Source organism: Sphingomonas koreensis, assembly GCF_002797435.1.
In the GTDB taxonomy this organism is placed as follows: domain Bacteria; phylum Pseudomonadota; class Alphaproteobacteria; order Sphingomonadales; family Sphingomonadaceae; genus Sphingomonas; species Sphingomonas koreensis.
On sequence record NZ_PGEN01000001.1, the window covers coordinates 1,258,669 to 1,284,747 of the forward strand.

Below are 26,079 nucleotides of genomic sequence, written 5' to 3' on the forward strand. Positions count from 1 at the left end.
ACCATCAATCGTGCTGATCGTCGTGATACCAGACCCGCAAATCCGACCACGACTGATTCGAGGGGAACCTCAGCAGCATCCCAAAATCGGAGCTGCGATGGCGGCGCGTAAGCGGTGCACGCCAGCGTGCCCGGCTCGTGACGACATTGCGGTCGTTTAACGTGACAGATGAATGGAGATGGGCCGAGAGCGGCGTGCCGGAGCCGTCGCGAAGTCGCACCTTCCCCGTCACTACAAGGCCGTCCGGTTGTTGCTTGCTCTTCACCCAATATATCGTAACGGGCGAACGATCCTTTGGCGCCTCTACCATAAATGTATGCGCGATAGCGGCAGGGCTCAGCAGCAGCATTGCGAGAGCGCCAGACACACAGACAGTCAGAAATTTCATCGCCTCACCTCGGCCATTGGGGGTGGAGATCATCGATCTGGAAAGGGTGCTCTGCCTGTCCATCCCTATGCGCTTCGGTGAGATGCGGATGGTCAGGCGGCAGATCGTCATGAACGTGCGGCACGACTTCGGGGTCGTCGGTCGGCCAGATCACCAGCGCGATGACGCTACCGACCGCCGCCAGCAGTGCGGTCGCTACGAACGCCGCGCCAAACCCCCAGCGCGCGCCGATCTGCCCCGCAAGCGGGTAGGCGATCAGCCAGCAGACATGGCTGAGCGCAAACTGGGCGGCGAACAGCGCGGTGCGATCGTCGGCGCTGGACGAGCGCCGTAGCAGTCGCCCGCCCGGCGTGATGCTGGCAGCATAGGCCATGCCGAGCAGCGCCCAGCCGGCCAGCAGCGCGTTCCAAAAGCCGGGAGCTTCGCGCCATGGCCAGCCAAATGCGAGCGCGCCGAGCAGGATCGTCATTGCAGCCGCCGCTGCGAGCATCACCGTGCGATCCGCGATCCGATCGAGCAGCTTGGGCAAGAGCAATGCGGCGACCATCGATCCACCGCCGAATGCGGCCAGCGTGATCGCGACATCACTTTGACCGAGGCCCAATCCTGAGCGAACCAGAACGGCAGTGTTGACGATCACCATCGCGCTCGCGGCTGCGGCTGCCAGTGTGACTGCAAGCAATCCTCGCAATCGTGGCGTCGCGAGATAGATGCGTGCGCCGCGGGTCGTGTTCGTCCAAACGCCCCCGCTGCGCGGCTTGACGGTGGCGGCGGGCAGGACGGTGGCAAGAACTAATAGCGCCGACGCCGCGAACCCGACCGCCGTGCCGGCGAACAGCCAGTGGAAGTTGATGACGGTGAGCAGAGCAGCCGCCAGCATCGGGCTGGTCAGGCTTTCCATGTCATAGGCGAGCCGGGAGAGCGACAGCGCGCGGGTATAGTCCTTTTCCTCCGGCAGCACGTCAGGAATGGTCGCCTGGAACGTCGGGGTGAAGCCCGCCGAGGCCGATTGCAGGACGAAGATCAGGGCATAGACCTGCCACACCTGATCAACGAACGGCAGGACGAGCGCGACACCCATACGGATCACGTCCATCGCGATCAGGAAGGCGCGGCGCGGCAGGCGTGAGGCATAGGCGCCGACCACCGGCGCGACACCGATATACGCGATCATCTTGATCGCCATCGCCGTGCCCAGCACCGCGCCGCCGTTACTCCCGGCAATGTCGTAGGCGAGCAGGCCGAGTGCGACGGTGGCAAGACCCGTGCCGATGAGCGCGATGATCTGCGCAAGGAACAGGTTGCGGTAGGTGCGGTTGGCGAGAACAGCGAGCATGGCTTCAACTCGATCTGGCTGGGGTTGAAAGGCGGCGGTGTAGATAGGCGCGAAGCTGCGGAGTGCGCGCTTCAGTCTGGCGCGAGAAGACCCCGGCGAGGCTGATGGTGCCGATCATGATGGCGGCCACGCCGCCGATGGCTTGCAACGTCGGCTCCAGTCGATCCGCATTGATCACGAGCGCGGTGGCAAGCGCCATTACGGGAAAGTGGATCGCGTAGAGCGAGAAGCTCGCATTCGATCCGTAGATCGCAACCGGCCGCAACAGCTGTAGGGGCTTGGGATCGGCGGCGATCAACGCGAGCAGGAACAGCGCAAAAACCAGCGCAAGCACTGGATCCTTCCACGTATCGGCGCCGAAGCGTGCAAAGACGAGGAAGAGCGCCAGCCCAGCGCCGGTTATCCCGAGCACGCCCCATGCCGCCATCGGCGTCAACGACGCGGGACGCCGCCAGACCCGCGTGATCCCATAGAGCGCCGAACCGCACAGCCAGCTAAGGAACGCGAGCGCGAGCGTAGGCACGAACCAGCCGAACGCCAGTGTCAGCAGGCCGATCGACAGCCGCCGTTGTCGGACAAGCAGCCAGAGCGCTGCGAACCAGATGTAGAACCAGAATTCGTAGGACAGGCTCCACAGCGGGCCGTTGGTTCCGAACGGCGGCACGAAGATTTGCAGGAACGTGAGGTTGCCGAGGAATGCGGTCGGTGAAAGCGCGAGAACCACATCTTTCCGAAGCACATAGGTGTCGGTCTGCCCCAAATGCGTCGGCGATTGCAGGCCGAACACGCCGATCGCGTCGAGAGTGCCGCCAAGAACCAACGTTGGCACCAGCACGATCATCAGCCGCGACATGCGTTCGATCAGATAACCGCGCCACGACCAGCCTCGGTCGGCATGACGGACGACGCTGCGCGTGATCCAGAAGCCGCTCAGCACGAAGAACAGGATGACCGCCTGATGCCCGAACCCGGCGACGAAGTAGCCCGCCTCCGCGATCAGCTCGTCCGCTGGTCGATAGTCCCGGATCAGCAGTGCCCAAACATGGCCGAACGCCACCACAAGCGCGAGCACGGCGCGCATCGCGTCCATATAGAAGTAGGCGCCCGGCGACGCGGCGAGCGCGCCGGCCGGGACGACCTTTTCCGATGCCAAGGCGGCCGGATCAGACAACGCGCTTGATCTCGCTGTAGGCACCCTGCGTCTTCAGGACCACCGTGACCGGTGCTGCGCCGCGGTTGCGCCAGAACCAGCCGTGCTTGCCGTCGAATGCGGCGACCAGCGTGCCTTGTTCGCGCGCTGATCCCCTGCCCTTGCCATAGCCGTGATAGGAAATGCCGGGCGCGTCAGCGTGCGTGTCGTAATTGACGACACCGCCCTCGACCGACCAGTCGAACACGATCCTCACGTCCTTGCCGGCGGCGACTTTGACCTCGGCGCCTTCGCCGGGCGCGAGGATTACGCGGGTGGTATCGCTTCGACCGGCGGACGCCGGTGTGGCGGCGCCAGGCTGGACGCCTGCCGCAGCCGCTGCCGCGACCGTCGCTGCCGCCTCGGGCTTGGCGCGGGCCTCCATCGCCGCATCGGCGGCGGCTTCTTCGGCGAGTTGCTGCTTGATCTCACCCATTTCGGTCAGGCCGAGCGCACGGCCGATGCCGGTTGGGTCGATCGCATATTCTGACGGGAGCACGACGGTCACGAGGATCGCGCCGGCGACAGCGGCGGCACCAAGCGTCGCCTTCAGGAGCTGCGCGTTGCTCGGCAGGTCTTCGGGGCGGGGACGTTGCGAATTGAACATGGGACTATCTCCGGGAAAAGGGGGTCAGGCGGCGCTGGTGAAGAAGCCGGCGAGTTGCATGCCGACAAGGATGAAGCCGGCACACATCACCACGGTGTTGGCGGCGAAGGCGTGGCGCATGAAGCTCGGCGTGCGGCGCCAGAAGCCCATGAGGATCAGGATGCCGGCGAGCGCGAGCAGCTGGCCGATCTCAACACCGATGTTGAAAGCGATGAGGTTGGCGAGCAGTCCGTCCGAGGCAATCTGGAAGTCGATGATCTTGGTCGCGAGGCCAAAGCCGTGGAAAAAGCCGAAGATCAGCGTGGCCACTTTGGTGTTGGGCTGAACGCCGAACCAGCGCTGGAATGCGCCAAGGTTGTCGAGCGACTTATAGACCACGGACAGGCCGATGATCGCGTCGATCAGATAGGCGCTGGCGCTGATGTTGAAAAGAACGCCGAGCAGCATCGTGGTCGAATGGCCGACCGCGAACAGCGTCACATAAAGGCCGATGTCCTTCATCCGGTAGAGGAAGAAGATCACGCCGAACAGGAACAGCAGATGGTCGTAGCCTGTGACCATGTGCTTGGCGCCGAGATAGATGAACGGCAAGAACAGCACGCCGCTGCTCTCCTGGATATAGCCCTTGTCGCCCTCGGCGACGTTGTGCGCCCACGCATCGAAGCCCATGAACACGGCGAGCGCGAATGCGGTGATGAGCAGGACGGGCCGGCGTTTCGCGCCGGGCGGTGAAAGCAATCCGTTGAGTGGCATCTTCAAATCTCCATGTGGCCGGTCTCCCACGCCCAAGGGGCAAGGGCGTGGGAGTGGCTGAGGCTCAGGCGCTGGCCGGAGCCGGTTCGGTTGTCGGGTTCTGATCCTTGGCCTTACGGCCGTGGACGATGCGGTAGAGCGCGGGCAGCACGACCAGCGTCAGGATTGTCGAGGAGATGATCCCGCCGATCACCACCGTCGCCAGCGGCCGCTGCACGTCCGAGCCGATGCCGACATTGAGCGCCATCGGCACGAAGCCGAGCGAGGCGACCAAAGCGGTCATGAGCACCGGCCGCAATCGCGTCAGCGCGCCCTCGCGGATCGCATCTTCGAGGCTCATTCCTTCCTCGCGGAGCTGGCGGATAAAGCTCAGCATCACCACGCCGTTGAGCACCGCCACGCCCGACAACGCGATGAAGCCCACGCCTGCCGAGATCGAGAAGGGGATACCGCGCAACAGCAGCGCCGCGACGCCGCCGGTCAGTGCCAGCGGCACGCCCGAGAACACGATCCCCGCATCCTTGAACGAGCCGAACAGCAGAAACAGCAGTCCGAAGATCAGCAACAGCGTCAGCGGGACGACGATCTGGAGGCGTTGCGAGGCAGACTGAAGCTGCTCGAATGTGCCGCCATAATCGACCCAGTAGCCCTCTGGCAGCTCGGCTTGCGCCGCCACCTTCTGCTGCACTTCCGCGATGAACGAGCCGAGATCGCGGCCCCGCACATTGGTCGTAACCACCGCACGCCGCTTGCCGTCTTCGCGGCTGATCTGGTTTGGACCGGTCGTCTCGCGGATCGTCGCTACTTCTGAGAGCGGCACGCTGCCGCGCACCGCGCCGCCCTCACCGGGCAGCGGCACCGGCAGTCGATCGAGGATCGAACGATCCTGACGCATCGCCTCGGGCAAGCGGACAACGATGTCGAACCGCCGGTCACCCTCGAAGATTTGTCCCGCGCCGGCACCGGCGGTTGCCGCCGACACCACCGACTGCACGTCGGCCACGTTGAGACCGAGCTGGCTTAACCGAAGTCGGTCCGGGATGATCTCAACGAACGGCAGGCCAGTTACCTGCTCCGCTTGCACATCCTGCGCGCCCTCGATCCCGGCGACGATGCCGACCACGCGCTCGGCTGCGGCCGCAAGTTGGTCGAGATCATCGCCGACGATCTTGATCGCTACGTCCGAACGCACGCCCGCGATCAGCTCGTTGAAGCGCATCTGGATCGGCTGGATGAACTCGTAGCGCGAACCCGGCACATCGCGCTGGATCGCCGCGTTCATCTCCGCGACCAACTGCGCCTTGGGCTTGCGCGGGTTCGGCCATTCCGACCGCGGCTTCATAATGACAAATGTGTCGGCAACTGATGGCGGCACCGGATCGGTCGCGACGTCGGCGGTGCCGATCTTCGCGAACACATCCTTCACCTCCGGGAAGCGCTTGATGCGGTTTTCCAGAGCGGATTGCATCTGCACGGCCTGCGTCAGGCTGGTGCCGGGAATTCGCAGCGCATGGAGAGCGATGTCGCCCTCGTCGAGTTGCGGAATGAATTCCGAACCCAGCCGTGTCGCCGCAACGCCGCTGAGCGCCACCAGCACCACCGCGCCGGCGAGTACCGCGACCCGTGCCTTGAGTACCCAGTCGATCAATGGCGAATACCAGCGCTTCGCGGCCCTGATCGCGGCGCTTTCCTTCTCATTGACCTTGCCAGTGACGAACGTCGCCACAGCTGCCGGCACGAAGGTGAGCGAGAGGATTGCCGCCGCGGTCAGCGCCAGCACGACGGTGATCGCCATCGGGTGGAACGTCTTCCCCTCGACACCGGTCAGTGCAAAGATCGGCAGGTAGACGATCGTGATGATCGCGATGCCGAACAGGCTTGGCTTCACCACCTCGGCCGAAGCCGATGCGGCGATGTCGAACCGCTCCTCCTTCGTCAGCATCCGGTCGAGCCGGTGCTGTGCCTCGCCGAACCTGCGCAGGCAGTTTTCGACGATGATCACTGCGCCATCGACGATCAGGCCGAAGTCGAGCGCCCCGAGGCTCATCAGATTGCCCGAAATGTCCCATGCCACCATGCCGGTGATGGTCATCAGGAAAGTGACCGGGATTACCGCCGCTGTGATCAGCGCTGCGCGAATGTTGCCGAGCAGCAGGAACAGCACAACGATGACGAGCAATGCACCCTCGGCGAGGTTCTTCTCGACCGTGCCGATGGTGGCTTCGACCAGTTTCGAGCGGTCATACATCGTTACCGCACGCACACCGGCGGGAAGCGATTTATTGACCACCTCCAGCCGCTCGGCGACCGCGACGCTGACCTCGCGGGCATTCTCGCCGACCAGCATATAGATCGTGCCCAGCACCACCTCGCGCCCGTCCTTTGTCGCCGCGCCCTGCCGTATCTCCGATCCGATCGACACATCGGCGACGTCAACCACGCGCACCGGTGTCCCCTGGCGATAAGCGACGATGATCCCCGAGAGATCCATCTGCCCGCTTGCCTGGCCCGGCACACGGATGATCGATTGCGACCCCGACCGTTCGATATAGCCGGCGCCGACGTTGCTGTTATTTTTCTCCAGCGCAGCGGTCAGGTCGGTGACGCTCAGCCCATAGGCGGCGAGCCGCGCGGGGATCGGAGCGATGACGAACTGCTTGCGATAGCCGCCAATCGAGTTGACCTCGGTCACCCCCGGCACGTTGCGAAGCTGAGGTCGCACCACCCAGTCGTGGAGCGTGCGCAAATCCTCGGCGGTGTAGCGCGAACCGTCCGCCTTCACCGCGCCTTGCTTGGCCTCCAGCGTATACATGAAGATCTCGCCGAGCCCGGTAGCGATCGGCCCCATCGCCGGTTCGAGGCCCGGCGGGAGTGCATCACGCGCGCCCTGAAGCCGTTCGTTGACCAGTTGGCGGGCGAAATAGATGTTGGTCCCGTCCTTAAAGACGACAGTGACCTGGCTCAGTCCCGCACGCGAGACCGATCGAGTGAACTCCAGTCCCGGCAAGCCGGCCAGCGCCGTCTCCACCGGATAGGTGATGCGTTGTTCCGCCTCCATCGGCGAGAAGCCGGGCGCTGAGGTGTTCACCTGCACTTGGACGTTGGTGATGTCGGGCACGGCGTCGATCTTGAGCCGTCCGAACGAGTAGATTCCGACCGCGACCAGCAGCAACGCTGCGATCAGCACGGCCCAGCGCTGTCGGATCGACAGCCTTATGATGCGTTCAAGCATGGCTGCTATCCTCAGTGATCGTGGCTGGCGCCGGACTTTTCGATGTCCGCCTTGATGACGTAGCTGCCCTTGGCGACATAGGTCTGGCCGGGCTTGATGCCTGACTTGACCTCGGTCCACACAGGGCCGCGCGTGCCGAGTTCGAGCATCCGCACTTCATAGGTGTCGCCGACTTTGGCAAAGACCACCGTGAAGTCGCGGAAGACTTGCAGCCCCTCGGTCTTGACCGCGAGCGGCACCTGCCGCTGATCGACGGTCAGCGTGCCTTTGACGTTCATCCCCGGTCGCCAGAAGCCGTCGGGATTGGCGAGCGGCGCGCGCGCAACCAGCGCGCCCGTATTGGGATCGGCGACCGGATTAAAATTGCGAATGGTCGAAGCGACCGTGCGGTTGCCCTCCAGCAGCCCAAGCTGAACCGGCGCGCCCGAACGCACCCGCTCCATATCGCGCGGGAACACCGGGAACGCCGCCACCGTTCGCGATGGATCGGCGATGATGTAAATCGGCTCAGTGCCTGCCACATCGCCGGGATTGGTGCGCCGCTCGGTGACGACGCCGCTGATCGGCGCGGTGACCGAATAGGTCTGCATGCTCTCGTTGCTTTCGACCCGCGCCATGACCTGCCCGCGCCTTACGCGATCACCGACGTTGAGCGTCGCCGAGACGACGCGGCCGGGAAATTTCGCCCCGACTTCCGCCGTCGCTGCCGGATCGAGTTCGACACGCCCAACCAGCTCGAGCGCCTCGCCAATCTCCGCAGGTCCAGCCTTCTCAAATTCGAGCCCCGCCGCACGCGCTGCGGCAGCCGGCATCGAGACCCGTCCTTCATATGATGGGAACTTCCACTGGTGCTTGCGGCCACCTTCCGTCGCATTCGCCTCGACATCGAAGCTGTGCGGCTCAACCAGCGTCGCATTGCCGCGCAGATAATCTTCTTCCGGCTTGAAGCTGAACGTCGTGACTTCACCGTCGAGTCGGCGGATCGTGATGCTCGCCTGGACCTCGCCGGGTGCGACAGGTTTGTCGTCGCGATAGGCGTAGAGCCGATATTCGGGCGGAACACCGTCTTCGAATACCGTCACCTCAATCGCAAAATTGCCGTCGCGCAGCATGCGGCCATTGTGCGGGCCGCGCTCATAATCGCCGGCGGCGGTTTCGTTTTCTTCGGACGCGGCGTTTTCAGTAACGGAGTCGCTGCCGCACGCGATCAGCGGCAACGGCAGGATGAGCGCCGCGGCAAGCGCAGCGTGAATGCGGGCCATCAAAAATCCCCCTGTGCGAGTTCGGTAAAGCGGCCAGTCAGGCGGTCGAGTTCGACCCTGGCCTCGTGGTGGCGGCGCACGGCATCGACCATCCGCGCGCGCGCATTGGCGAGCGTCGTCTGCGCCGCCGAAACGTCGGTGTAGCTGAAGAAGCCGCGATTATAGCCGACGCGGACTTCCATCAGCGTGAGATCAGCGTTCGGAATCACCTGATCGCGGATTGCCTCGGCCTCGTGCGCGGTTTCCTCGACCTTCTCGACCAGCAGCGCGATGGCGCGTTCGCGGGTGAAGCGCTCAACAGCAAGATCAGCATCTACCCGGCGACGTTCGGCCTGCGCCTCGGCAATCCGCGCGTCGGACAGTCGCCGGCCACCCAGCGGCAGCGATACGCCGGCAACCAATGCGACATCGCCGGTGCCGATGAAACGCGGCCCCGCAGACAAGGTCGGATCACGCTTGGCATTGGCGGTTTGCAGATTGACCGTCGCGTCTGCGCGTGCGCCGCGCGCCGTATACACCGCGAGGTCGGCGGGCGACGGCGCGGACGGCCCGACCGGTTCTTCCTTGAACCTCAGAAAGTCGGCGGCGGGCACGCTCAGGTCGGCCGGCGTCCCGCCCCACATCGCGGTCAGCCGCTTGAACGCGGCATCTCGCGCATGCGTCGCAAGTTCCAGATCGACCTTCGCCTCAGACACGCTCGTCGTCGCGCGCATCCCGGCGAACAGCGGGTCTTTCGCGGAGGCAACGCGGCGCTTTACCTCGGCTTCGACCATGCGTGCGAGCGTAAGGCGCTGCTTCGCGATGCCGATCTGCGCCTCGGTCGCCTGCACCTCGACATAGAGGCGTTGGACCTGCGCGATGACGTCGAGCCGGGTGACGATTGCCTCGGCGCGTGTCACATCCATTTCGCGATCGGCGAGCGCAACGCGCGCCTCGCGTTTGCCGCCACGCTCGATCCGTTGGCTATACATGCCGGTAATCTGGAACTGATCGTAAAGATTGCCGGTGGGGATGCCGAAGTTCTCGACTTGAACGTCGATGCTCGGCTGCGGGCGCAGACCGGCGGCAGTGCGTGCAGCGGTCTGTGCCTCGATCCGGGCGGCGGTGGAGGCGGTTTGCGGCGCGGCGGCGAGCGTGCGCCGGATCGCGTCCTCAACCGTCAGCGGCTGCGCTTGGGCAAGCGCCGCCGATGGCAGGCAGACGGCCACGACAAGCGCGGCCCTGAACGGGGAATACATTGAAAATCTCCTGATCCTGAACGGTCAACGGCGCGCGCAATCAGGCGCACGCCAAGACGGCGAGGATCAGGCTGAAGGCGGCTCGGGTAGCGGTTCGAGCGCAGCCGAACGCAGGCGTGCGTCGTCGCCCGGCAACATGCGGTCCCGGTCGAACGAGCGCGCGGTTAGGCTCACGCAGCTGCTCGGCACGCCATCAGTGGCGACGTGGGTGTGATGGCCCAGACCATGCGTCGCCTTGCCGAAATCATCCGGCTTGGCGTTCGCGTCGTCGGCGCTCGCGAACTGCGAGTCGCCGCTTCCGTGATTCAACGCATGATCATCATGATGATCCGCATCGACCATACGAACATGCTCATGCAGGGAACCATCGAGATGGGGCACAGCCGCGCTCATCGGCCCATGCGAGAACGCCAGGACGAGAATGAGCAAGGCTGACAGGATGCGCCCCATGTGGCGGTCGTTAGCAGGTCCGTTACCTAGCGGCAAGATGATACATAGTTTCATTATGCCGAGATCTGCGTATGACAGCTTTTGGGCTCGCCCGAACCTTGATCATGAATGGCGGCTATTAGGGCGCTTTGCTGCCGGTCGATCGGCCCCGGTGCTCAGATAGTCCTTTATGGGCTCGCAGAAACTCGCGCTTTTCTGCGAGATCCGGAGAATGGCGCCCATCAAGGACAAAGATGAACACGCCTGGCGATAGTGGATCGTGCCCGTGCGTTCAGCCTCGTCAAAGCCGACCGGCGACCATGTCCCGTGCAAAGTAGGAAACTCAATTTAAAGCAATCTACCTGCACGTGGATGTGGGGGAGCTACGAATGATTTTTTACCACTACACCACACGCAGCGCCATAAGATCGATCCTCGAGCAAGGTCTGACGCAAGGCGAGGCGCCGCTTAGTCACACGCGCGTTGCACGCGCAATCAACCTGACGACAGACCCTGACCCTTCCGGTCACGGACTCGACATGGGAGGACGCATAGTTACTGCGGAAGAATCTGCCTTGTTGGCGTCGAAGGGCTTCATTGTCCCGCCCGGAACAGTTTATGCGAACAAGCGCGAGGCACGGATCAGGATAAAAATCCCATCATCAGATCCAAAACTTAAGCATTGGCGCTCATGGTCACGCAAGCACTGCGAGCCGGGGTATCCAGATATCCTAGAGCAATCTGCAGGCGCGACTCCTCGCAAGGCTAGAACGTGGTGGCTCTATTTCGGCGTTGTTCCGCCAACATGCTTCGAAGGCATTGAGATACTCGTGCCTGAAGCATCTAGCCTCTCCTATTCACGAGGCCGGGATTTTGGGCTGTTCTGATTGTGTTCAGCCGATAGCGGTTTGACCTGGGCGAGCGCCATCGGCGGTGTTTTTCACCGTGTCAGGAGCGATGGGCTTTTCAGGGTTGAAGGACGAGGGCTCGGGGTCTGGGCGGCGCTGCCGCGCTGGCTATGTAGGAGTTGGCCGGAAGCTGGTGGCGATGTCTTTGAACACGCTGGCATCCGGGCAGGCTGAAGCGAAGGCAATGCGGATACGCGAGGCGCTTTCGATGACGCGGGCAGCGACCTTGAGCAGCCGCAGGCGCAGGGTCGCGAACTCGGCAGCGGCCAGCGCGGTGGCCTTGGGAATGGCCTGCTGGATGCGCCACATCAGCCAGTAGGCGGCGGTGTGCAGAATGAGGCGCATCTGGTTGGCATTGGCTGAGCGGCACGAAGTGCGATCGCTGGCGAGCTGCGACTTGTGGCGCTTGATCAGGTTCTCGGCCTGGCCGCGCGCGCAGTAGAGCGTGTCGTAGATATGCTCGGCCGATCCGTCCTGAAGCGAGGTAACGACATAGCGGATGTCCATACCCAGCGTGCTGGCCTCGATCCGGGCGACGACGCGGCGCCGACACTTCCAGCTTTTGGCGCCGTAGCGGGTCTCGGCATAGTTGCGCAGGACGGGGTATTGGCGCTGAGCGCGCTTGACCGCGCAGGCATCGGCGGCCGCGACGATGACCGGATCGGCACGCAGCGCGGCGTTGGTTGGCAAGCCGAACACGTAATCGACGCGGTGCGCCTCGCAGAACGCCATGACCTCGGGCCGCCCATAGTGCCCGTCACCACGGATGGTGATGTGGGTATCGGGCCAGTGCCGGCGGATATGGCGCACCAGGCGCCGGATGTGGCCGGCAGCTTCGGCGCCCGACGGCGTCTTGCCGGTCCGCAGCAGCATCGCCACCGGGCGGCCGGTCGCAGTGTCGTAGACGTGGATCGGCAGGAAGCAGCGCTCACCGTGATGACCATTCCAGAACGACAACTGCTGGTAGCCGTGGACGACATCGCAGGTATCATCGATGTCCAGCGTCACCGCCGCCGGCGGGGCGGGATAGCTGGCGCAGTAGATGTCGATCATCGCACCCATCATCCTGGCCAACTCACGCGTGGTCGGTGCATTCTCCCACCTGCTCATCGTCGGTTGGCTCGCAAGCCCGGCACCTGATCCCGGCAACTTGCCCAGCGCCAGGCGGAAGCCTGGATCGTCGCGCAGGGCATCGAGATCATCGGCATCCTCATAGCCGCAGGCGATCGCGAACGTGCGGGCACGCAGGATGTCATCGAGGCGATGGATCACCCGCGCAGGATCGCGCGGGTCGGCAATGCAAGCCGCAAGCCGACGGCAGATCCCCATCGCGCGCTCGGCCTGCGCCAGCAGCAGCACACCGCCATCCGAGGTCAGCCGGCCACCGTCGAACGCGGCTGTGAGCTTTTTGCCGCCAATGGCTGGAAACGAAAATCCAAGCGCGTTATCCTCGCTCTCGGCGGGTGTGGCCTGTGGCATTTTTTGCCTCGCTGCAGGACTGGTCTAGACACCCATTTTCCTACTGCAAAGCAAACGCTTACGCCACTCCCGCCAACCCTTCACCCCCACCGCGGTGAATAATTCAGGCTAGTTCAAGCGAGGGAACCGAGCGCAAAACTGCCGGCATAGCTTTCCAATTTGGCCCCCGATAACTTGGCTATCGCTATTGCCCGAAGCTGAGGTGGTGGGTCAGCTTTGGCAGTGCGCGCTATCTCAAGCTGTCCGACTGCATCCCGCCCAGTTCCTGAAGTTGTGGGTCTCTCACCAGCCGCGCCGAATCCCGCCGGTCCGCTTCCGCGGATTGCGCCTACAGCGGCCGTGCCGGTTCAGCAGATGTCTTCCTCTTGAACCAAGCTCGCTGGCCCGAGCCGGTCGGACTAAGTCGCGCCAGCTTGCCGCTCGGCAGTATTCGCTTCGAAGTGTCAACGCTTTCGGAAATTGTCTCTAAAATTTTTGGATCTGCTAAGCTGAGCGTGCTTCAGGCGTTCTTGCTCAGTCTTCCTAAGGCTATCAATCCGGTTATCAACAGGCGTTATTATCTCTGGGAATAAATTCCTCTTCGTCATATCAGTCTCCTGGTATCAATTGCTCTGCTCCAATTACCGTTCGCGTGCTTGCAACAATAGCTAACCCACGAGGAGGAAGCCATGACGCAACAAAAGCACGATGAAGATCAAGCGGTGGAAGCCATCCGCGATCTCGGCGATGGATTGCCTCGGCACGCCAAGATTTCTGAGCGGCGCCTAGCCGAGGAAAAGCTGCTTCGCCGCTTTTCGAAGAAGAGAAATTAAGCTTCCAGGCAAACGCCGGCACGACGCTGGCGCTTGCTATGCTCCAATCGGCTCGGCTGTGCTGCCTAGTGGAGCGGTCCTCAACACGGAGGACCAACATGACCTACCATGATCTGACCCGCTTCAAAGAAGCGAAAGTCATTCAGATCGACCCCGCGCATTGCACACCGCACCCTGCCAATCGCCGCGATCTTGCGCACGCTGCGGAACACATTGAAGGCCTCAAGGCATCGATTTTGGCATCGGGCCAGTTGGTGCCTGCGATCCTGCTCGCGGTCCCTGAACCCGATAAGCTGTACACCATCTTCGGCGCGTGCCGTGCCGCAGCCATTCATCAGCTGCGTCTTGAGGGCCACGACGTGCACCTTTCTGCGATTCTGATGGAAGGCGAGCTCGTGCTCGGCGATCTGATGATCGCAGCCGAACAGACCCGTACGCGGGATTGGTCGCAGTGGGAACGCGCCGAGCTGTTCGACCGGCTCGCGGCCGACATGTCGAACAGTGAAATCGCGCGCCAGCTGGAACTCAACAAAAGCACGGTTGGCCGAACGCGGAACGTCACCGCGCTTCCGAGACCATTCTTGGAACTCGTCGCCGATCGGCACGCGATCGAAGCGGAGCCCGCTCGCCTGTTCAACAAGGCATGGGCGTCGCCGCAGCGCATGATCCTCGCGAGGCACCTCGCCGAGTTGCTGGTCCGGGGCGAGAAGATCGCAGCAGCGGCCTTGTTTGAAAGCTGCATCGAGGCTCTTGCTCTGTCGGGCGAGGAGGTCGCGGCTGAACCCGGCGTGGTTGCCGACGGCACCGCCGATGCAGTGGGTGCCGCGCTCGCCGCCCTGCAGACGGTCGTCCGCGAACAGCTGGGCGACGAAGACGACGACAACGATGATATCGATCGGCATGACGGTAACGTTGATGCCGATGTGCGCCGTGCGTCGCGCGTCGAGCGCAAGCTCGAAGCCGGTCCGCGCATCGTCGATATCGTGCTCGAAGATGAGGAAGGCGAGATCATCGGCGAAGCCAAACGCACGACTACCGGTGCGCTGATCATCACGGTCGAGGCGGTGGACCAGTTTCCGGTCGATGCCGTTGGCGCCGCCATCACTGCGGCGCTGGTACGCCTGTTCGTCAACTGATCGGCGGGGGTTGCGGGCGCAACCCCATTTTCGTGTCCGATTGGCACGAAACCCCTTCAACACCAGAGATTAGAGCGAGAGGTAGAGGGTTAAGTGTGGGCCGCGCGATAACGTATTTGTGATCTGGCGATTGCCGATCTCAAATGCTTCGGGCCCACACTTCTCTTGCTTCGCGCGGGACAGGATGCAGCATGGGAAAGCCTCGATGGTATTCAAAAGGCCGCGAGGTATCGTCGGCCGACATCGCATTCGCGCTCGCTGAAAAACGGGCGGAGAAGAAAAAGCGCGCCAGGGTGTTGCGCGAGCAGATGCAGGCGCGCTTCAAGGCCGAGGCGGATCACCGCAAGGTCGGCGCCGCCATCCGTCGCGCAGTGCGCGAACAGGAGCGGCAGTTTCGAAAGACCATCCGTGCGGCTGTCCAGCCGTTGCCCGGTCGCGACTCGAAGAGCCGCGACCGGCAGTTCGAGGCGTTGCTGGGGCTGACCTTTACGCGTGCTTCGGTGAAGCGCGGCGACGGGCTGAGCAGCTTCCACTTCAAGGTCCGTTCGCGCGGATTCGGCGAGCGTCGCCAGAACCGCGCCCATATCTTCCGTGCTGGCGAAACCGTGAAATGCTTGCGCTACATTGTCCGCGCGGCCGCGCGCGAAATCCCGGAAGGCGGCCTCGTCAGCAATATTAGCGACGACCCGGAGTTGCTCGCCGGATTCTTCCAAGCGATCGAGGATTTCGAACGCAACGACCGCTCGAACGCGATGGTCTATATGTCGGCCGTCATCAGCCTGCCTCACGAACTTACCTCGTCCGAGCGCGAACAGGTGCTGCGCGACATTTGCGCCATCCTTGCCCGTCACGATCTCGGTCACGTCGGCGTGCTGCATGCACCGGACGCCGAGGGCGACCAGCGTAACTTCCATGCACATCTGCTCTTCTCGATGCGTCCGATCGAGGTGCGTGGTATGGGTGCCTTCGCCTTCTCGGCCGAAAAACATAGTGATCTCAACGATGCCAGCTTCATCGGCCAGATGCGCGAGGAGATCGCGGCGATCCTCAATCGCTCGATGGCCAGTGCGGGTCATTCACGGCGTTTCACGCACCTGAGCAAAGCCGCGCGTGGCCTGCCGGCAATGACGAAAGCGGAAGGTAAATCGGGTCCGGGCAAGAAGGCATTCGAACGCAAGAAACGCGATCTCGCGCTCATGCGCGCCGAGCGCGATTACATGGCCAGCCTGCGATCCGAATTCGCGCGGTTGCTTGCCCTGACCGGACGCATCGCATCGTGGCCTGTGCGAGACTTCGTGCAGGAGGCCAACCATCTCGCGCGCAAGGAACGAGTTCGGATTGATCGACAGGTCCCGAGCCGCTCGGTAGCCAGCATCGCAAAGGGACCTCGCGCCCCGTCGGATGGGTTGCCAACCTACCCGTACGTGATGCCTGATCATCGCCAAGATCCCGCCCGCATGCAGACGATCTCCGATCTTGTGGCTCGCTTGGGTGCTGAGCGCCATCTGCCACTCATCCAAGGCGACCCAAGTGTGGATGGGGGCGCCCCCCGTTACAGGTTGGAACCACTGGATCGGTTCGATCGCCGAAGCGACCTGTTCAACGCGGTCGCACCTTTTGAGGATGACGACCAAATTCAGACCGCATTTGCCGCCGCCCGGCGCCAGTCTATCGATACCGCCGAGACGATGATCACCCGGGGTCGCAATACGCCGCTCGCGCCGGATCAAGATCTGTTCATGAAGGACTTTGGGGCGCGAGACGAGTATTTGCAACGCGCAATTGCATTGATGCTTCAAGATGCCGACTTCGTTGCGATGATCGAGCGTGTGCGGCTGTTCTGGACCGAGTGGCGGGCACGCGAGCGCCGCCAGAAGGCCGAACTGACGTCACTGCCTGTGAGCAGCGTCATGGAACCGCCAACCGAAGCCATGGAATGCCAGGTGTTGCGCCCGCAACACCATGAATATCCGACCAAACGCCCGGACGGCGCCGAACGTTAGGGCCGTGCCGGCGCGCTACGGCGCCACGATCATGGATCGAAGGGAATTGGGAATTGCCTGCGGCTGTGCCGAAAGGTGAAATTTTTCCTGCCCTCCTCCTCGTCTGCAGTCGACGGCGAAAGGGCCAAATGAGAACCACATGAATCAGAATTATGCCCAACGGCTGTCCGAAGCCGAAGTGATCGGAGCGAGCCTTGCTCTCGTGAAGCACGCGGGATGGACCATCCAGAAGAACGCGCAGGTATCGTTAGCCCCCAGCTTCTGGAATTACCTTTACCTTCCCGAACCCGAGCTGCTGCTGGTGCCCAGCATCAATGCGAGCGTCGGCGCACGATTCCCCGTTACGCGAGCCGTGCAGGAGGCCCGCAGTGACGCGATGGTGATCACCATCCGCAAGAGCCGTGATGGCGAGCGACAGGCTTCCGCTGACCTTGCAATCTGGTCGTCGCGCCAGGTGCTTTGGTTTGGGCCGTTCCTTCCGTGGCTTGGCGAAGGAGATGACCTGTGGCTCATTCCCGATGTTGCATCGCTCCTCGCGCCTTCGTTTCGGCTGGGAGGCGGTCGGCTCAACGCGGTCCCGCGGCCCTATCATGATGAGGGCGACCGTCGGCGCGGGCTAGCCGAAGCGCGTCTGCTCATCGACACTGCGGTGGAGGGCTGACGATGGCCAAGTGGATCAGCCCCAGCGCAGCGATGAACATGGTTTTCGATGATCCGGCACGCGTGGGTTCCGACAGCGACTTCGGCTTTGCGATCCTGTGGGCGAGCGATGGGAAGGGGCGCGATCACAGTGTCGCTGACCTTGCCCGCGCCAAACTTCAACCATGCAAACCTGGTACGAACGCTCTGGCCTCGCAGACTGCGGGGTGGCCAACCACCGCATGCGACTATCGCCTTGTTCTTGCGAGGGGGGTGCCGGACATAAGCGCGCGAGAACTGACCGAGGCTTACGATCGCGCGGAGGGAGGTCAAAACCTGCTCGCGATCGTTCAGACCTTGCGCTTCGACGCCGACCTCCCGCGCCACGCCATGATGCATGCGGCATATATGTATGCCGCCATGTCCCTGCAGCCCAAGCGGCTCAGCAGCATCATAGTGCAGCATATGCCGAGTGATGCTCGATCCGTCCGTGCCCCGCACGTTCATGTACTGACGCTCGCCCGAACGCATCGTCTGTCAGGCTTTGGCGAAGTGCACTCAATATTCGATGACTCACCAGCGCAAATGCACCGAGCGTTCGAGACCGATTGGCGCAAGGTTCGGGACGCCCTCGTCAGTATCGGAGCCTGACGGGGCGGGCTGGCTGCCGCGCAGCCAGCCCGGAAATTCATGAGGACGGAAGGGGCTGTGTCCCTGGGACTGGAGAGAAAACCAGGGGCGCGTGGACCAACTCAATCAAGGATATTGTTACATGACCATCTTAGTTAACGAGACGCTCGAAACCGTCAGCGCCATGGTTCCCTGCGTGATGCCGGCCGCATGCGCGCAGCGCGCCTCGATCGTCGCGGCTGATGTCAACGGCGGTCGGATTTCAGGCCAGCATGGCGGAGTAAAAGCAGGCCATTGAGGATGAACGCGGACTATATGCAAAGGGCCCCGATCGGGGCCCTTTGCATATTTGCCGTTTTGCGGCGGGTCAGTCGGCGGGGGTGGCCTGGTTTTGCTCCGCCCTGGCAGCGCGGCGACGGTGGGCGGATTGCTTCAGGCGGTAGCTGTCGCCGTTCATGGTCAGGATGCTGACGTGGTGAGTGAGCCTGTCGAGCAGCGCTCCGGTGAGCCGCTCGGACCCGAGGACCTGCGTCCAGTCCTCGAACGGCAGGTTGGAGGTGACGATGGTCGATCCGCGCTCGTAACGCTGTGAGAAGGTCTCGAACAACAGTTCCGCGCCCGTGGGGGAGAGCGGAACGTAGCCCAGTTCATCGACGATCAGCAGCTTCACGGCGGCAAGCTCGCGTTGCATCTTGAGCAGCCGCTTTTCGTCGCGGGCTTCCAGCAACTGGTTCACCAGCGCTGCGGCGGTGGTGAACGCGACCGTGAAGCCCTTCTGGCAGGCGGCCAGTCCCAGGGCGAGCGCGGCGTGCGTTTTGCCCGTGCCACTGTTGCCAAGCGCGATGATGTTTTCCCGGCGCAAGATGTACTCGCAGCGTGCCAGTTCCAGCACGAGCATCTTGTTGAGGCTGGGGATGGCCGTGAAGTCGAAGGTATCGAGGCTCTTCACCGCCGGGAACCGGGCAGCACGGATCCGGCGCTCGACCGTGCGGCGCTCCCGGTCGATCAGCTCCAGTTCGATGAGACGCAGCAGGTAGCGGGTGTGATCAACGCCATCGCGCGCACATTCCCGGGCCAGCTTCTCATACTCGCGCAGGACCGTGGGCAGCTTGAGCTGCTTGAGGTGATGCGCCAGCAGAACCTGCGGCGTGCCCGCCGTCGTACCGGGCGGCATCTTGTCGTCCGCCGCCCGGCTCATGCCGCCAGCTCCGGCAGGAGAGCGGCGTAGTCGGCGGCGCGCGTCGTCTTCACCTCCATCCTGGGCAGGTGCGGATAGGCGGTTAGATCGAGCCGGGCAGGCCGACGCTCGATGCGCGCAAGCGCGATCTGCTTGATCGCATCGAAGCCGATCGCACCGATATGGATCGCCTCGTTCACCGCGAAGGTGACCACCTCCATCGGGAGCGCTTCCAGAAGGCGCAGCACCTGGATGAACTCGCGCTTGCCCTTGTTGCCCATCCGCGCCTCCAGAAGATGGCGCAGATGCTGGAACACCTCGGGCAGATCCCAGCCCTGAAGTGCGGCGGCCTGGTCAAGGGCTCCAGGCTTGCTCTCGATCAGCGCCAGGTAATGCAGTGGGTTCGCCACGAACATGGCTTCGCCATAGCAGCGCGGATGGCGGGCGATCTCCTCGCCGCCGCACAAGATGACGACCTGATCGACGAAGCCCTTCACCACCACGTCCTGGAAGCCGTAGCGGGTCGGAACCGAGTAGTCGTTGGTCCGGTAGCGCACCAGCGCGGTCGAGGAGACGCGCGCAGCCCTGGTTTCACACGGCTCGAACGTCCCGACCGGCACAGGACACATTGCCGCGAGATCGGCCACGAGCCGTTCGCCGATCGTCTGGCTGTGCCGCCCAGCCCGCTCTTCCTGCCGGGCGCGGCAGCGGCGTTCCAGTTCGGCATTGAAGGCATCGTAGCTCGCCGCGTGCGGGATCGGCACCATGAAGTGCGTTCGGGCGTGCTTCACCAGCCCTTCGACTTTCCCCTTGTCGTTGCCCTTGCCGGGGCGACCGAAGCGATCCGTGAACAGGTAATGGCTGACCAGACCGGTAAACGCACGGGTGCGCTCGCGCTTACCGTCGCCGCAAATCTTCGCGACCGCGATCGTGGTATTATCGTACAGGATCGAGCGCGGCACAGCGCCGAAGAAAGCGAACGCCGACACGTGCCCGTCGAGAAACGCCTCGGTCGTCTCCGCCGGATAGGCCTTCACGAAGCAGGCGTCCGATTGTGGCAGGTCCATGCAGAAGAAATGCACCTTCTGCCGGACGCCGCCGATCACGCCCACCGCCTCGCCAAAATCCACCTGCGCGTGGCCCGGTGGATGCGCCAGCGGTACGAACGTCTCGCGGCCGCGCGCCCGGCATTGCCGGACATAATCCTTCACCACCGTGTAGCCGCCACCGTAGCCATGCTCGTCGCGCAGGCGCTCGAAAATCCGCTTGGCCGTGTGCCGCTGCTTCATCGGCGCCGTCCGGTCTTCCGCCAGGATCCGGTCGATCACCGGCAACAACGATCCCAGCTTCGGCTTCGCCACGGGCTTCGTGCGCGTGTAGCCCGGCGGCAGCGAAAACCGGCACATCTTCGAAATCGTTTCACGGCTCAGGCCGAACACTTTCGCCGCTTCCCGTTGGCTGTTCCCTTCCACGAACACAAAACGACGAACCGCTGCGTAGACCTCCACGGCAAACATCCCTGGCCGCTCCAAAAGGAGCAACCTTATCCAATGGCCGGCTTTTACACCGCCGCGCTCAGCAAATCACCGGCGCTCCAGTGGCCTGGTTTGTCACCGCCCTGCACAGATCACTTTGTCCAGTAACAAGGGTCCGCTCAGGATTGGTTTGTGGGGAGGTGCCATTCAGTCATTAAGCTCGCTGCGACAGGCCTATTGCGCTGGGCTAAGGCAGCAATGCGCCCCAATAGCGGCCATAAAGTCAGGCGAGGACAAGCCTGAAAGCTGCCGTTCCAAAGTTTCGTCTGATTGAGGAAAATGAGCCTTCAATCGCAATAGGTCGAAAAATTTTCTTCGCGATGCGTCTTGGTCGCTGAAGTGAGGCGTATGAAATCCTCGTTAAGTTCGGCTTTGCCGTAACGTGACCGTGCACGAATTAAGTTGCGCCGTCATTATGATTTTCGGACGAGCACCACCCCAGCAATCGCAAGCGCGCCGCCAGCCAGAGGCCAGGATTGATCGACAAGCAACGCGCTAGCCACGATCAATGCGGCAGCTAGAGGGCCTTTCAAGGACTGACGCTCATTGCGAAGTCCAGCGAGCTGCTCGATACTGAGGGGATCGAGCTGAACCGGCACATATCCAGACTTTGCGATCGAGTTCGCAGTGGCAAGTATGTCGGGCAAGGACGCCGACAACCCCAGCAGCTGACCGCGAAGTTTCTTCAAACCCGACCGAGCGCTGCCGAGCGAGAACCGCTCGGCGAGAAGCTCCGTCATGATCGGCCGGGTGTCCTCGGCAATGTTATAGTCGGGTGCCAGTGATCGGACGACACCCTCTGCCGTAAGCAAGGTACGCAGAAGGATAGCCAGATCGGGTGGCAGGACCAGTTGATAATCCCGCAAAAGATCGAAAACGCGGGAGAAAATTTGCGAGAACTCGATTCCAGAAAGCACGGTCCCCCTGAACTCTCCGATCAAATGATCGAGATCCACCGCGAGCGCATCGCGATCCACCTTCGGCGCCCCCGCCCATGCGAGCAGGACATCCGCGACTTCGCTCGTTTCCTCGCCAGCGATCGCAAGCACGAGCCGAACGATCTCGTCGCGCCTCGTCTTGGTGAGCGTCCCGACTGATCCGAAGTCGATGAAGCCGACATCCTGCTCGCCGATCAGGAAAACATTGCCGGGATGAGGGTCGCCGTGGAATTCGCCGTTCAGGATGATCATGCGCAGGACAGCGTTGGCATAGCTTTTAGCGAAAGCCGCCACCCGCGGGTCGCCGGATGGGCTGCCCAGCGAAGACGCGGGCCTGCCGTACAGGCGTTCCTGAACGTTCACCCGCAGCCCGGTCAGTTCCCAATGGATGGCCGGGGTCCTGACGCCGATGGTATCGAGATATGCGCCGATCCGCTCGCAGGCTCGGGATTCCGCAGCGAGGTCCATCTCCCAGGCAAGATTGCGGCCGAAGGTCCGCAGAAACTCGACTGGCCGGTAACGCGCGATGTCAGGCGAGCGTGCTTCTGCGATCTCGGCAAGACGCACAAGCAGGCGCACATCGGCTTCCATGCGCGCGGCGGTGCCCGGGCGGCGAACCTTCACGATGACCTCGCTACCGTCCCGTAGCTTGGCGGAATAGGTCTGTGCAATCGAGGCGGACGCCAAAGGCTGTTCGTCGAACTGCGCAAAGTCGTTCCGCCAGTCCTCACCCCAGCTTGAAGCAAGTACGGGCTCGATATCTGCGAAGGGTACTGGCGACACCTGATCGTGCAGGGTTGAGAATGCCGTGATCCAGTGTTCGGTAAACAGATCGCTTCGTGTGGCGAGGAGCTGCCCCAGCTTTATACCAACTGGCCCGATGTCACGGAGGAACGCCACAACTGCGGCCGGACGAAATTCGCGAGGATCGATGACATTGCTCGAAGAGGGAATAAATCCGAGGGCTCCGGCAAGATTCTTCGCACCGTGCCTCAATAGGATTTGGCCGATCTCCGCGGCGCGAGCGATGCTGCTGATAGGCTTTTCCGGGGGCGATGCCATGATTTTACTCAGCCTCGGCCCGGAGTTGGTCCAGATTTTCTGATACCCTTGCAAGAATCTGCTGCAACGTTTGCTTCTCGTCGGCGGCAATGTCGCGCCAAAGCAGACCATGAAGCCTATCCGCGGAGCCTCTCAGTTCGGGCAGCAGATCGTCAAGCTGCTCCGTGAGGATGAGCTGCCACGCTCGCCGATCCGTCTCAGCTCGAAGCCTTTTCATCAGCCCGCGTGCGCAAAGACCTGCAACCGCCTGGCCGATGGTCGCCGATTCCAGTTCCAGTTTCTTGGCGATTTCAGCCTGCGTAAGGGCAGGATCGCGAAGAAGTTGTCCGATGATCCTCCACTGTGTCTGATTGAGACCGATCCTGGCGACCCTCGCATCGTACACTCTGCGCGCGCCGCGACTGATCTCGTCCATAAGATAGAGAATGCGGTCATCATCGGTGATGACCTTCTGCCGACGCTGAGACCGTGACATGGTATCTGGTTTTTCATCCATAGCGCTGTGTAGTCGGATAGCCTCGGATGCCCAAATGCAAACTGCTAAATGCCTTTACTATCTGGCTCACGGCTCATAGGGCGCGAGACGCGTTCACCTTTTACTGAGGCTGCCGAAAGAGTCAGATGACCGATAACTCCAACCAACCGGAGCAGGAGGGCACAACCCCAACGAAACCGCAATCGCGGCGTGGCTTGCGCATCGTGCTAATCCTCGTTGGTCTTGCCGTGCTGCTTGGCGGGATCTGGTGGTACTACCGGCACGTAAGCTACGGACAATACATGCAGTCGACCGATAACGCCTATGTCGCTGTCGACAGCGTCGTTATCTCTTCCAAGGTAGCGGGATACGTCGAAGAGGTCTTCGTGGGGGAGAACGAGCAGGTTGCTCTCGGCGGAGCCCTCGTACAACTGGATCTGCGGGATTATCAGGCGCAAGCGCAACAGGCGCGCGCACAGATCGCTGCGACCCTGGCCGGTGCCGACACAATCCGTTCTCAGGTAGCTGAACAGGATGCAGCCATTCGCCAGGCGCGGGGCCAACTCGCCGCCGCGCGCGCAGCACTCGACCTCGCGAACGACCAGGTGGCGCGATATCGGCCCCTTGCCGCGACAGGAGCCGAACCGCGGGAAAAGCTCGATCAGTATGAGGCGCAGGCGCGGCAGGCGCGGGCCGAACTCGCCGCTGCGCAGGCGGCGGTCGCTGCCGCGACCGCTCGCCGGGGGACCCTGTTCGAGCAGATCAGCCAGACCCAGGCGCAGGCGGACGCTGCTCGCGCTCAGCTGGAAACAGCCGACCTTACGGTTGAATCGACCTTGCTGCGCGCCAGCAAGGCCGGCCGCGTCGGCGATCTCTCGGTGAGGGTGGGCCAGTTCGTGCAACCGGGTCAACGTTTGATGACGGTGGTTCCGGTGAGGGCGATCTACGTGACGGCAAACTTCAAGGAAACGCAGGTCGGCCTGATCCGGGCCGGCCAGAGCGTCAGGCTCGAAGTTGACGCCCTGCCCGACCTTGAGATCGCGGGACGAGTGGTCAGCATATCGCCGGGAACGGGCGCGGAATTTTCCATCCTCCCCCCCGAAAATGCCACCGGCAACTTTACCAAGATCGTTCAACGGATACCCGTCCGCATCGCTATCGATGCTCCCCCTGAAGTGCGGCGTCTGCTCGTTCCCGGCATGTCGGTAGTGGCTACGGTCGACACCCGGAATGCTGCCGGCGAATTGGAAGAGATCTCGAGTCGGACTCAATGACCGAGATACTGGCAGCGCAGGACACTTCGATCGGGCCGGCCGGGAGCCGAAAGAACGCAGACGTTACTGCCTGGGTCGCTGTGGCCGCGGGCGCGCTCGGCGCCATGCTCGCGACGCTGGACATATCAATCGTCAATTCCGCACTCCCCGTCATTCAGGGCGAGATCGGTGCCACAGGCGCCGAAGGCACCTGGATTGCTACGTCATTTCTCGTTGCTGAGATTGTCGTCATTCCACTGAGCGCTTGGCTCGAACGGCTGTTCGGTCTGCGAACCCTCCTCATCATCGCGGTCAGCGCGTTCACCGCATTTTCTGTGCTATGCGGTGTAGCCACCGACCTTACGACCATGATCATCGGCCGCACGGGCCAGGGCTTCATGGGCGGAGTCCTCATTCCGACCGCAATGACTATTGTGGCTAAACGATTGCCGCCGCACCAACAGCCAATCGGAATGGCGCTGTTCGGCATGACTGTGGTTCTTGGCCCCGTGATGGGGCCATTGATCGGCGGCTGGCTGACCGAGAACCTGAGCTGGCACTATGCCTTTTTCGTCAATGTGCCAGTCTGCGCAATCCTGCTGCTCCTGCTGTTTATCGGGCTGCCTCACGAGAAGCCCAAGTGGGAATATCTCACGGACGCCGATTGGGCTGGCATTCTCGGGCTGATCCTCGGACTGGGCGGTCTGACTGTTGTACTCGAGGAAGGGCACCGTGAGGAATGGTTCGAGTCCTCACTCATTCGCTGGCTAACGGTGGTGACCATTATCGGCTTTGCCTGTTTGATTTACGGACAAGTGAAAGCACGCAAGCCGGTCTTGAAGTTGCAGCTCCTGTTCAATCGACAGTTCGCCAGCGTCGCGATCATGGCGCTCGCCCTGGGCATGGTGATGTATGGTTCGACCTATGTCATTCCGCAGTTCCTCGCGATCATTTCTGACTATAATGCTTTTCAGACGGGAGTGGTCATCTTCTGGATGGGTGTCCCGGCCTTTCTCCTGATGCCGGTTCTGCCTCTGATGATCCGCAAGGTGGACATCCGCATTGCCGTCGGCACCGGAATGCTGCTGATGGCGATCAGCTGCTTTGTCAGCACGAGTCTGACCGCCGAATCCGGCGGCGCTGTCTTCACTGAAGGTCAGCTTATCCGCGGGGCCGGAATGATCCTTGCGATGATGTTCCTGAATCAGGCAACGGTGGCTTCGGTGGCCAAGGAAGACGCGGGCGATGCCTCGGGCATTTTCAACGCGGCCCGCAATCTTGGCGGATCATTCGCCCTCTCGGCCCTCGCTTCGTTCCAGGACCAGCGGATCTGGCATCATAGCCGGCGGATGGAAGAGACCCTGAATGCGAACAGCGTTTCGCTACAGGACTATCTCGAAGGGCTGGCGCGAAACTTCGGCGGCATGGAGGGGGCGATGGCCGTCCTGAGCCGCACCCTCCAACGCGAGGCGTTCATAATGACCTACAATGACGTGTTCCTGGTTATGGGGATTCTGACCCTCGCGACGGTTCCGCTGGTCCTCTTCCTGAGGCCGCTTCCAAAAAATGTCTCCCTTTCGATGCACTGAGCCCTACAC

23 protein-coding genes are annotated in these 26,079 nt (G+C 62.6%); 9 read left to right on the forward strand and 14 right to left on the reverse strand.

Features of this window, described 5'->3' with window-relative positions; all coding sequences use genetic code 11:
* Positions 1–4: 4 nt before the first annotated feature.
* The 9 genes from BDW16_RS21045 to BDW16_RS05985 all read right to left on the reverse strand — a co-directional run bounded on the left by BDW16_RS21045 (position 5) and on the right by BDW16_RS05985 (position 10,455).
* Entirely contained in the window at positions 5–388 is a 384-nt protein-coding gene (locus tag BDW16_RS21045; protein WP_125958870.1) for a hypothetical protein, read from the reverse strand.
* 4 nt (positions 389–392) lie between these two features.
* The gene (locus tag BDW16_RS05950; protein WP_066581344.1) at positions 393–1,724 is read right to left on the reverse strand and encodes an MFS transporter; all 1,332 of its coding nucleotides are present in this window, start codon (positions 1,722–1,724) and stop codon (positions 393–395) included.
* A gap of 4 nt (positions 1,725–1,728) precedes the next feature.
* A complete protein-coding gene (locus BDW16_RS05955; RefSeq protein ID WP_125958871.1) occupies positions 1,729–2,895 on the reverse strand; it encodes an acyltransferase family protein in 1,167 nt (388 codons plus the stop codon).
* Entirely contained in the window at positions 2,888–3,520 is a 633-nt protein-coding gene (locus BDW16_RS05960) for a transmembrane anchor protein (protein ID WP_066581342.1), read from the reverse strand. The genes BDW16_RS05955 and BDW16_RS05960 overlap by 8 nt, the downstream gene beginning before the upstream one ends.
* 24 nt (positions 3,521–3,544) lie before the next feature.
* On the reverse strand, positions 3,545–4,189 hold the full coding sequence (locus tag BDW16_RS05965) for a HupE/UreJ family protein (RefSeq protein WP_241230610.1): 645 nt from the start codon (positions 4,187–4,189) through the stop codon (positions 3,545–3,547).
* A 148-nt stretch (positions 4,190–4,337) separates the two neighbouring features.
* Positions 4,338–7,505: an efflux RND transporter permease subunit gene (locus BDW16_RS05970; RefSeq protein WP_066581338.1), complete on the reverse strand. Its 3,168-nt coding sequence runs from the start codon at positions 7,503–7,505 to the stop codon at positions 4,338–4,340.
* 11 nt (positions 7,506–7,516) lie between these two features.
* Positions 7,517–8,767 carry an efflux RND transporter periplasmic adaptor subunit gene (locus BDW16_RS05975; protein WP_066581336.1) on the reverse strand — a complete coding sequence of 417 codons (1,251 nt, stop codon included), beginning with the start codon at positions 8,765–8,767 and terminating at the stop codon, positions 7,517–7,519.
* Positions 8,767–10,005 carry a TolC family protein gene (locus BDW16_RS05980; protein ID WP_066581335.1) on the reverse strand — a complete coding sequence of 413 codons (1,239 nt, stop codon included), beginning with the start codon at positions 10,003–10,005 and terminating at the stop codon, positions 8,767–8,769. Before BDW16_RS05980 ends, BDW16_RS05975 begins: the two co-directional genes overlap by 1 nt.
* Before the next feature lie 66 nt (positions 10,006–10,071).
* Entirely contained in the window at positions 10,072–10,455 is a 384-nt protein-coding gene (locus tag BDW16_RS05985) for a hypothetical protein (RefSeq protein WP_066581333.1), read from the reverse strand.
* Positions 10,456–10,823: 368 nt separating this feature from the next.
* Here BDW16_RS05985 and BDW16_RS21050 point away from each other — a divergent pair, with 368 nt between their 5' ends.
* Positions 10,824–11,321 carry a hypothetical protein gene (locus BDW16_RS21050; RefSeq protein ID WP_125958872.1) on the forward strand — a complete coding sequence of 166 codons (498 nt, stop codon included), beginning with the start codon at positions 10,824–10,826 and terminating at the stop codon, positions 11,319–11,321.
* Positions 11,322–11,450: 129 nt separating this feature from the next.
* On the opposite strand, the gene BDW16_RS05990 is transcribed toward BDW16_RS21050, so the two are convergent.
* Positions 11,451–12,821 carry an IS1380 family transposase gene (locus tag BDW16_RS05990; RefSeq protein WP_066582092.1) on the reverse strand — a complete coding sequence of 457 codons (1,371 nt, stop codon included), beginning with the start codon at positions 12,819–12,821 and terminating at the stop codon, positions 11,451–11,453.
* Between the two features lie 668 nt (positions 12,822–13,489).
* Between BDW16_RS05990 and BDW16_RS21260 the strand changes: the two genes are divergently transcribed.
* From BDW16_RS21260 to BDW16_RS21265, 6 genes are all read left to right on the forward strand, one after another.
* Positions 13,490–13,633: a hypothetical protein gene (locus BDW16_RS21260; RefSeq protein WP_157926326.1), complete on the forward strand. Its 144-nt coding sequence runs from the start codon at positions 13,490–13,492 to the stop codon at positions 13,631–13,633.
* A 98-nt stretch (positions 13,634–13,731) separates the two neighbouring features.
* Positions 13,732–14,769 carry a ParB/RepB/Spo0J family partition protein gene (locus BDW16_RS05995; protein WP_066582065.1) on the forward strand — a complete coding sequence of 346 codons (1,038 nt, stop codon included), beginning with the start codon at positions 13,732–13,734 and terminating at the stop codon, positions 14,767–14,769.
* Positions 14,770–14,960: 191 nt separating this feature from the next.
* Positions 14,961–16,772 carry a MobA/MobL family protein gene (locus BDW16_RS06000; protein ID WP_157926327.1) on the forward strand — a complete coding sequence of 604 codons (1,812 nt, stop codon included), beginning with the start codon at positions 14,961–14,963 and terminating at the stop codon, positions 16,770–16,772.
* 139 nt (positions 16,773–16,911) lie between these two features.
* Positions 16,912–17,433 carry a hypothetical protein gene (locus BDW16_RS06005; protein WP_066582061.1) on the forward strand — a complete coding sequence of 174 codons (522 nt, stop codon included), beginning with the start codon at positions 16,912–16,914 and terminating at the stop codon, positions 17,431–17,433.
* A gap of 2 nt (positions 17,434–17,435) precedes the next feature.
* Positions 17,436–18,062, forward strand: a complete 627-nt coding sequence (locus tag BDW16_RS06010; RefSeq protein ID WP_066582060.1) for a hypothetical protein — start codon at positions 17,436–17,438, stop codon at positions 18,060–18,062.
* Positions 18,063–18,183: 121 nt separating this feature from the next.
* Positions 18,184–18,339, forward strand: a complete 156-nt coding sequence (locus BDW16_RS21265; protein ID WP_157926328.1) for a hypothetical protein — start codon at positions 18,184–18,186, stop codon at positions 18,337–18,339.
* Positions 18,340–18,408: 69 nt separating this feature from the next.
* On the opposite strand, the gene istB is transcribed toward BDW16_RS21265, so the two are convergent.
* The 4 genes from istB to BDW16_RS06030 form a co-directional block, all read right to left on the reverse strand.
* Positions 18,409–19,239 carry an IS21-like element helper ATPase IstB gene (gene istB / locus BDW16_RS06015; RefSeq protein ID WP_174532086.1) on the reverse strand — a complete coding sequence of 277 codons (831 nt, stop codon included), beginning with the start codon at positions 19,237–19,239 and terminating at the stop codon, positions 18,409–18,411.
* The gene (gene istA / locus BDW16_RS06020; protein WP_066582067.1) at positions 19,236–20,735 is read right to left on the reverse strand and encodes an IS21 family transposase; all 1,500 of its coding nucleotides are present in this window, start codon (positions 20,733–20,735) and stop codon (positions 19,236–19,238) included. Before istA ends, istB begins: the two co-directional genes overlap by 4 nt.
* Positions 20,736–21,166: 431 nt before the next feature.
* A complete protein-coding gene (locus BDW16_RS06025) occupies positions 21,167–22,753 on the reverse strand; it encodes an ABC1 kinase family protein (RefSeq protein ID WP_066581778.1) in 1,587 nt (528 codons plus the stop codon).
* Between the two features lie 4 nt (positions 22,754–22,757).
* Complete coding sequence (locus BDW16_RS06030) at positions 22,758–23,249, reverse strand: MarR family winged helix-turn-helix transcriptional regulator (protein ID WP_066581776.1); 492 nt, start codon at positions 23,247–23,249, stop codon at positions 22,758–22,760.
* Positions 23,250–23,374: 125 nt separating this feature from the next.
* Between BDW16_RS06030 and BDW16_RS06035 the strand changes: the two genes are divergently transcribed.
* Both BDW16_RS06035 and BDW16_RS06040 read left to right on the forward strand, forming a co-directional pair.
* The gene (locus BDW16_RS06035) at positions 23,375–24,502 is read left to right on the forward strand and encodes an HlyD family secretion protein (protein ID WP_066581770.1); all 1,128 of its coding nucleotides are present in this window, start codon (positions 23,375–23,377) and stop codon (positions 24,500–24,502) included.
* Entirely contained in the window at positions 24,499–26,070 is a 1,572-nt protein-coding gene (locus tag BDW16_RS06040; RefSeq protein ID WP_066581762.1) for an MDR family MFS transporter, read from the forward strand. The genes BDW16_RS06035 and BDW16_RS06040 overlap by 4 nt, the downstream gene beginning before the upstream one ends.
* Positions 26,071–26,079: the final 9 nt, after the last annotated feature.

Excerpts from the sequence above, each read along its gene's own strand:
- istA (WP_066582067.1), bottom strand. The coding sequence starts at position 20,735 with ATGTTTGCCGTGGAGGTCTACGCAGCGGTTCGTCGTTTTGTGTTCGTG.
- BDW16_RS06035 (WP_066581770.1), top strand. The coding sequence starts at position 23,375 with ATGACCGATAACTCCAACCAACCGGAGCAGGAGGGCACAACCCCAACG.
- BDW16_RS06030 (WP_066581776.1), bottom strand. The coding sequence starts at position 23,249 with ATGGATGAAAAACCAGATACCATGTCACGGTCTCAGCGTCGGCAGAAG.
- BDW16_RS21050 (WP_125958872.1), top strand. The coding sequence starts at position 10,824 with ATGATTTTTTACCACTACACCACACGCAGCGCCATAAGATCGATCCTC.
- BDW16_RS06040 (WP_066581762.1), top strand. The coding sequence starts at position 24,499 with ATGACCGAGATACTGGCAGCGCAGGACACTTCGATCGGGCCGGCCGGG.
- BDW16_RS05980 (WP_066581335.1), bottom strand. The coding sequence starts at position 10,005 with ATGTATTCCCCGTTCAGGGCCGCGCTTGTCGTGGCCGTCTGCCTGCCA.
- BDW16_RS06010 (WP_066582060.1), top strand. The coding sequence starts at position 17,436 with ATGGCCAAGTGGATCAGCCCCAGCGCAGCGATGAACATGGTTTTCGAT.
- BDW16_RS05970 (WP_066581338.1), bottom strand. The coding sequence starts at position 7,505 with ATGCTTGAACGCATCATAAGGCTGTCGATCCGACAGCGCTGGGCCGTG.
- BDW16_RS05995 (WP_066582065.1), top strand. The coding sequence starts at position 13,732 with ATGACCTACCATGATCTGACCCGCTTCAAAGAAGCGAAAGTCATTCAG.
- BDW16_RS06005 (WP_066582061.1), top strand. The coding sequence starts at position 16,912 with ATGAATCAGAATTATGCCCAACGGCTGTCCGAAGCCGAAGTGATCGGA.
- BDW16_RS21045 (WP_125958870.1), bottom strand. The coding sequence starts at position 388 with ATGAAATTTCTGACTGTCTGTGTGTCTGGCGCTCTCGCAATGCTGCTG.
- istB (WP_174532086.1), bottom strand. The coding sequence starts at position 19,239 with ATGAGCCGGGCGGCGGACGACAAGATGCCGCCCGGTACGACGGCGGGC.
- BDW16_RS06025 (WP_066581778.1), bottom strand. The coding sequence starts at position 22,753 with ATGGCATCGCCCCCGGAAAAGCCTATCAGCAGCATCGCTCGCGCCGCG.
- BDW16_RS05965 (WP_241230610.1), bottom strand. The coding sequence starts at position 4,189 with ATGGGCTTCGATGCGTGGGCGCACAACGTCGCCGAGGGCGACAAGGGC.
- BDW16_RS05975 (WP_066581336.1), bottom strand. The coding sequence starts at position 8,767 with ATGGCCCGCATTCACGCTGCGCTTGCCGCGGCGCTCATCCTGCCGTTG.
- BDW16_RS05960 (WP_066581342.1), bottom strand. The coding sequence starts at position 3,520 with ATGTTCAATTCGCAACGTCCCCGCCCCGAAGACCTGCCGAGCAACGCG.
- BDW16_RS05985 (WP_066581333.1), bottom strand. The coding sequence starts at position 10,455 with ATGGGGCGCATCCTGTCAGCCTTGCTCATTCTCGTCCTGGCGTTCTCG.
- BDW16_RS05950 (WP_066581344.1), bottom strand. The coding sequence starts at position 1,724 with ATGCTCGCTGTTCTCGCCAACCGCACCTACCGCAACCTGTTCCTTGCG.
- BDW16_RS21260 (WP_157926326.1), top strand. The coding sequence starts at position 13,490 with ATGACGCAACAAAAGCACGATGAAGATCAAGCGGTGGAAGCCATCCGC.
- BDW16_RS21265 (WP_157926328.1), top strand. The coding sequence starts at position 18,184 with ATGACCATCTTAGTTAACGAGACGCTCGAAACCGTCAGCGCCATGGTT.
- BDW16_RS05990 (WP_066582092.1), bottom strand. The coding sequence starts at position 12,821 with ATGCCACAGGCCACACCCGCCGAGAGCGAGGATAACGCGCTTGGATTT.
- BDW16_RS06000 (WP_157926327.1), top strand. The coding sequence starts at position 14,961 with ATGGGAAAGCCTCGATGGTATTCAAAAGGCCGCGAGGTATCGTCGGCC.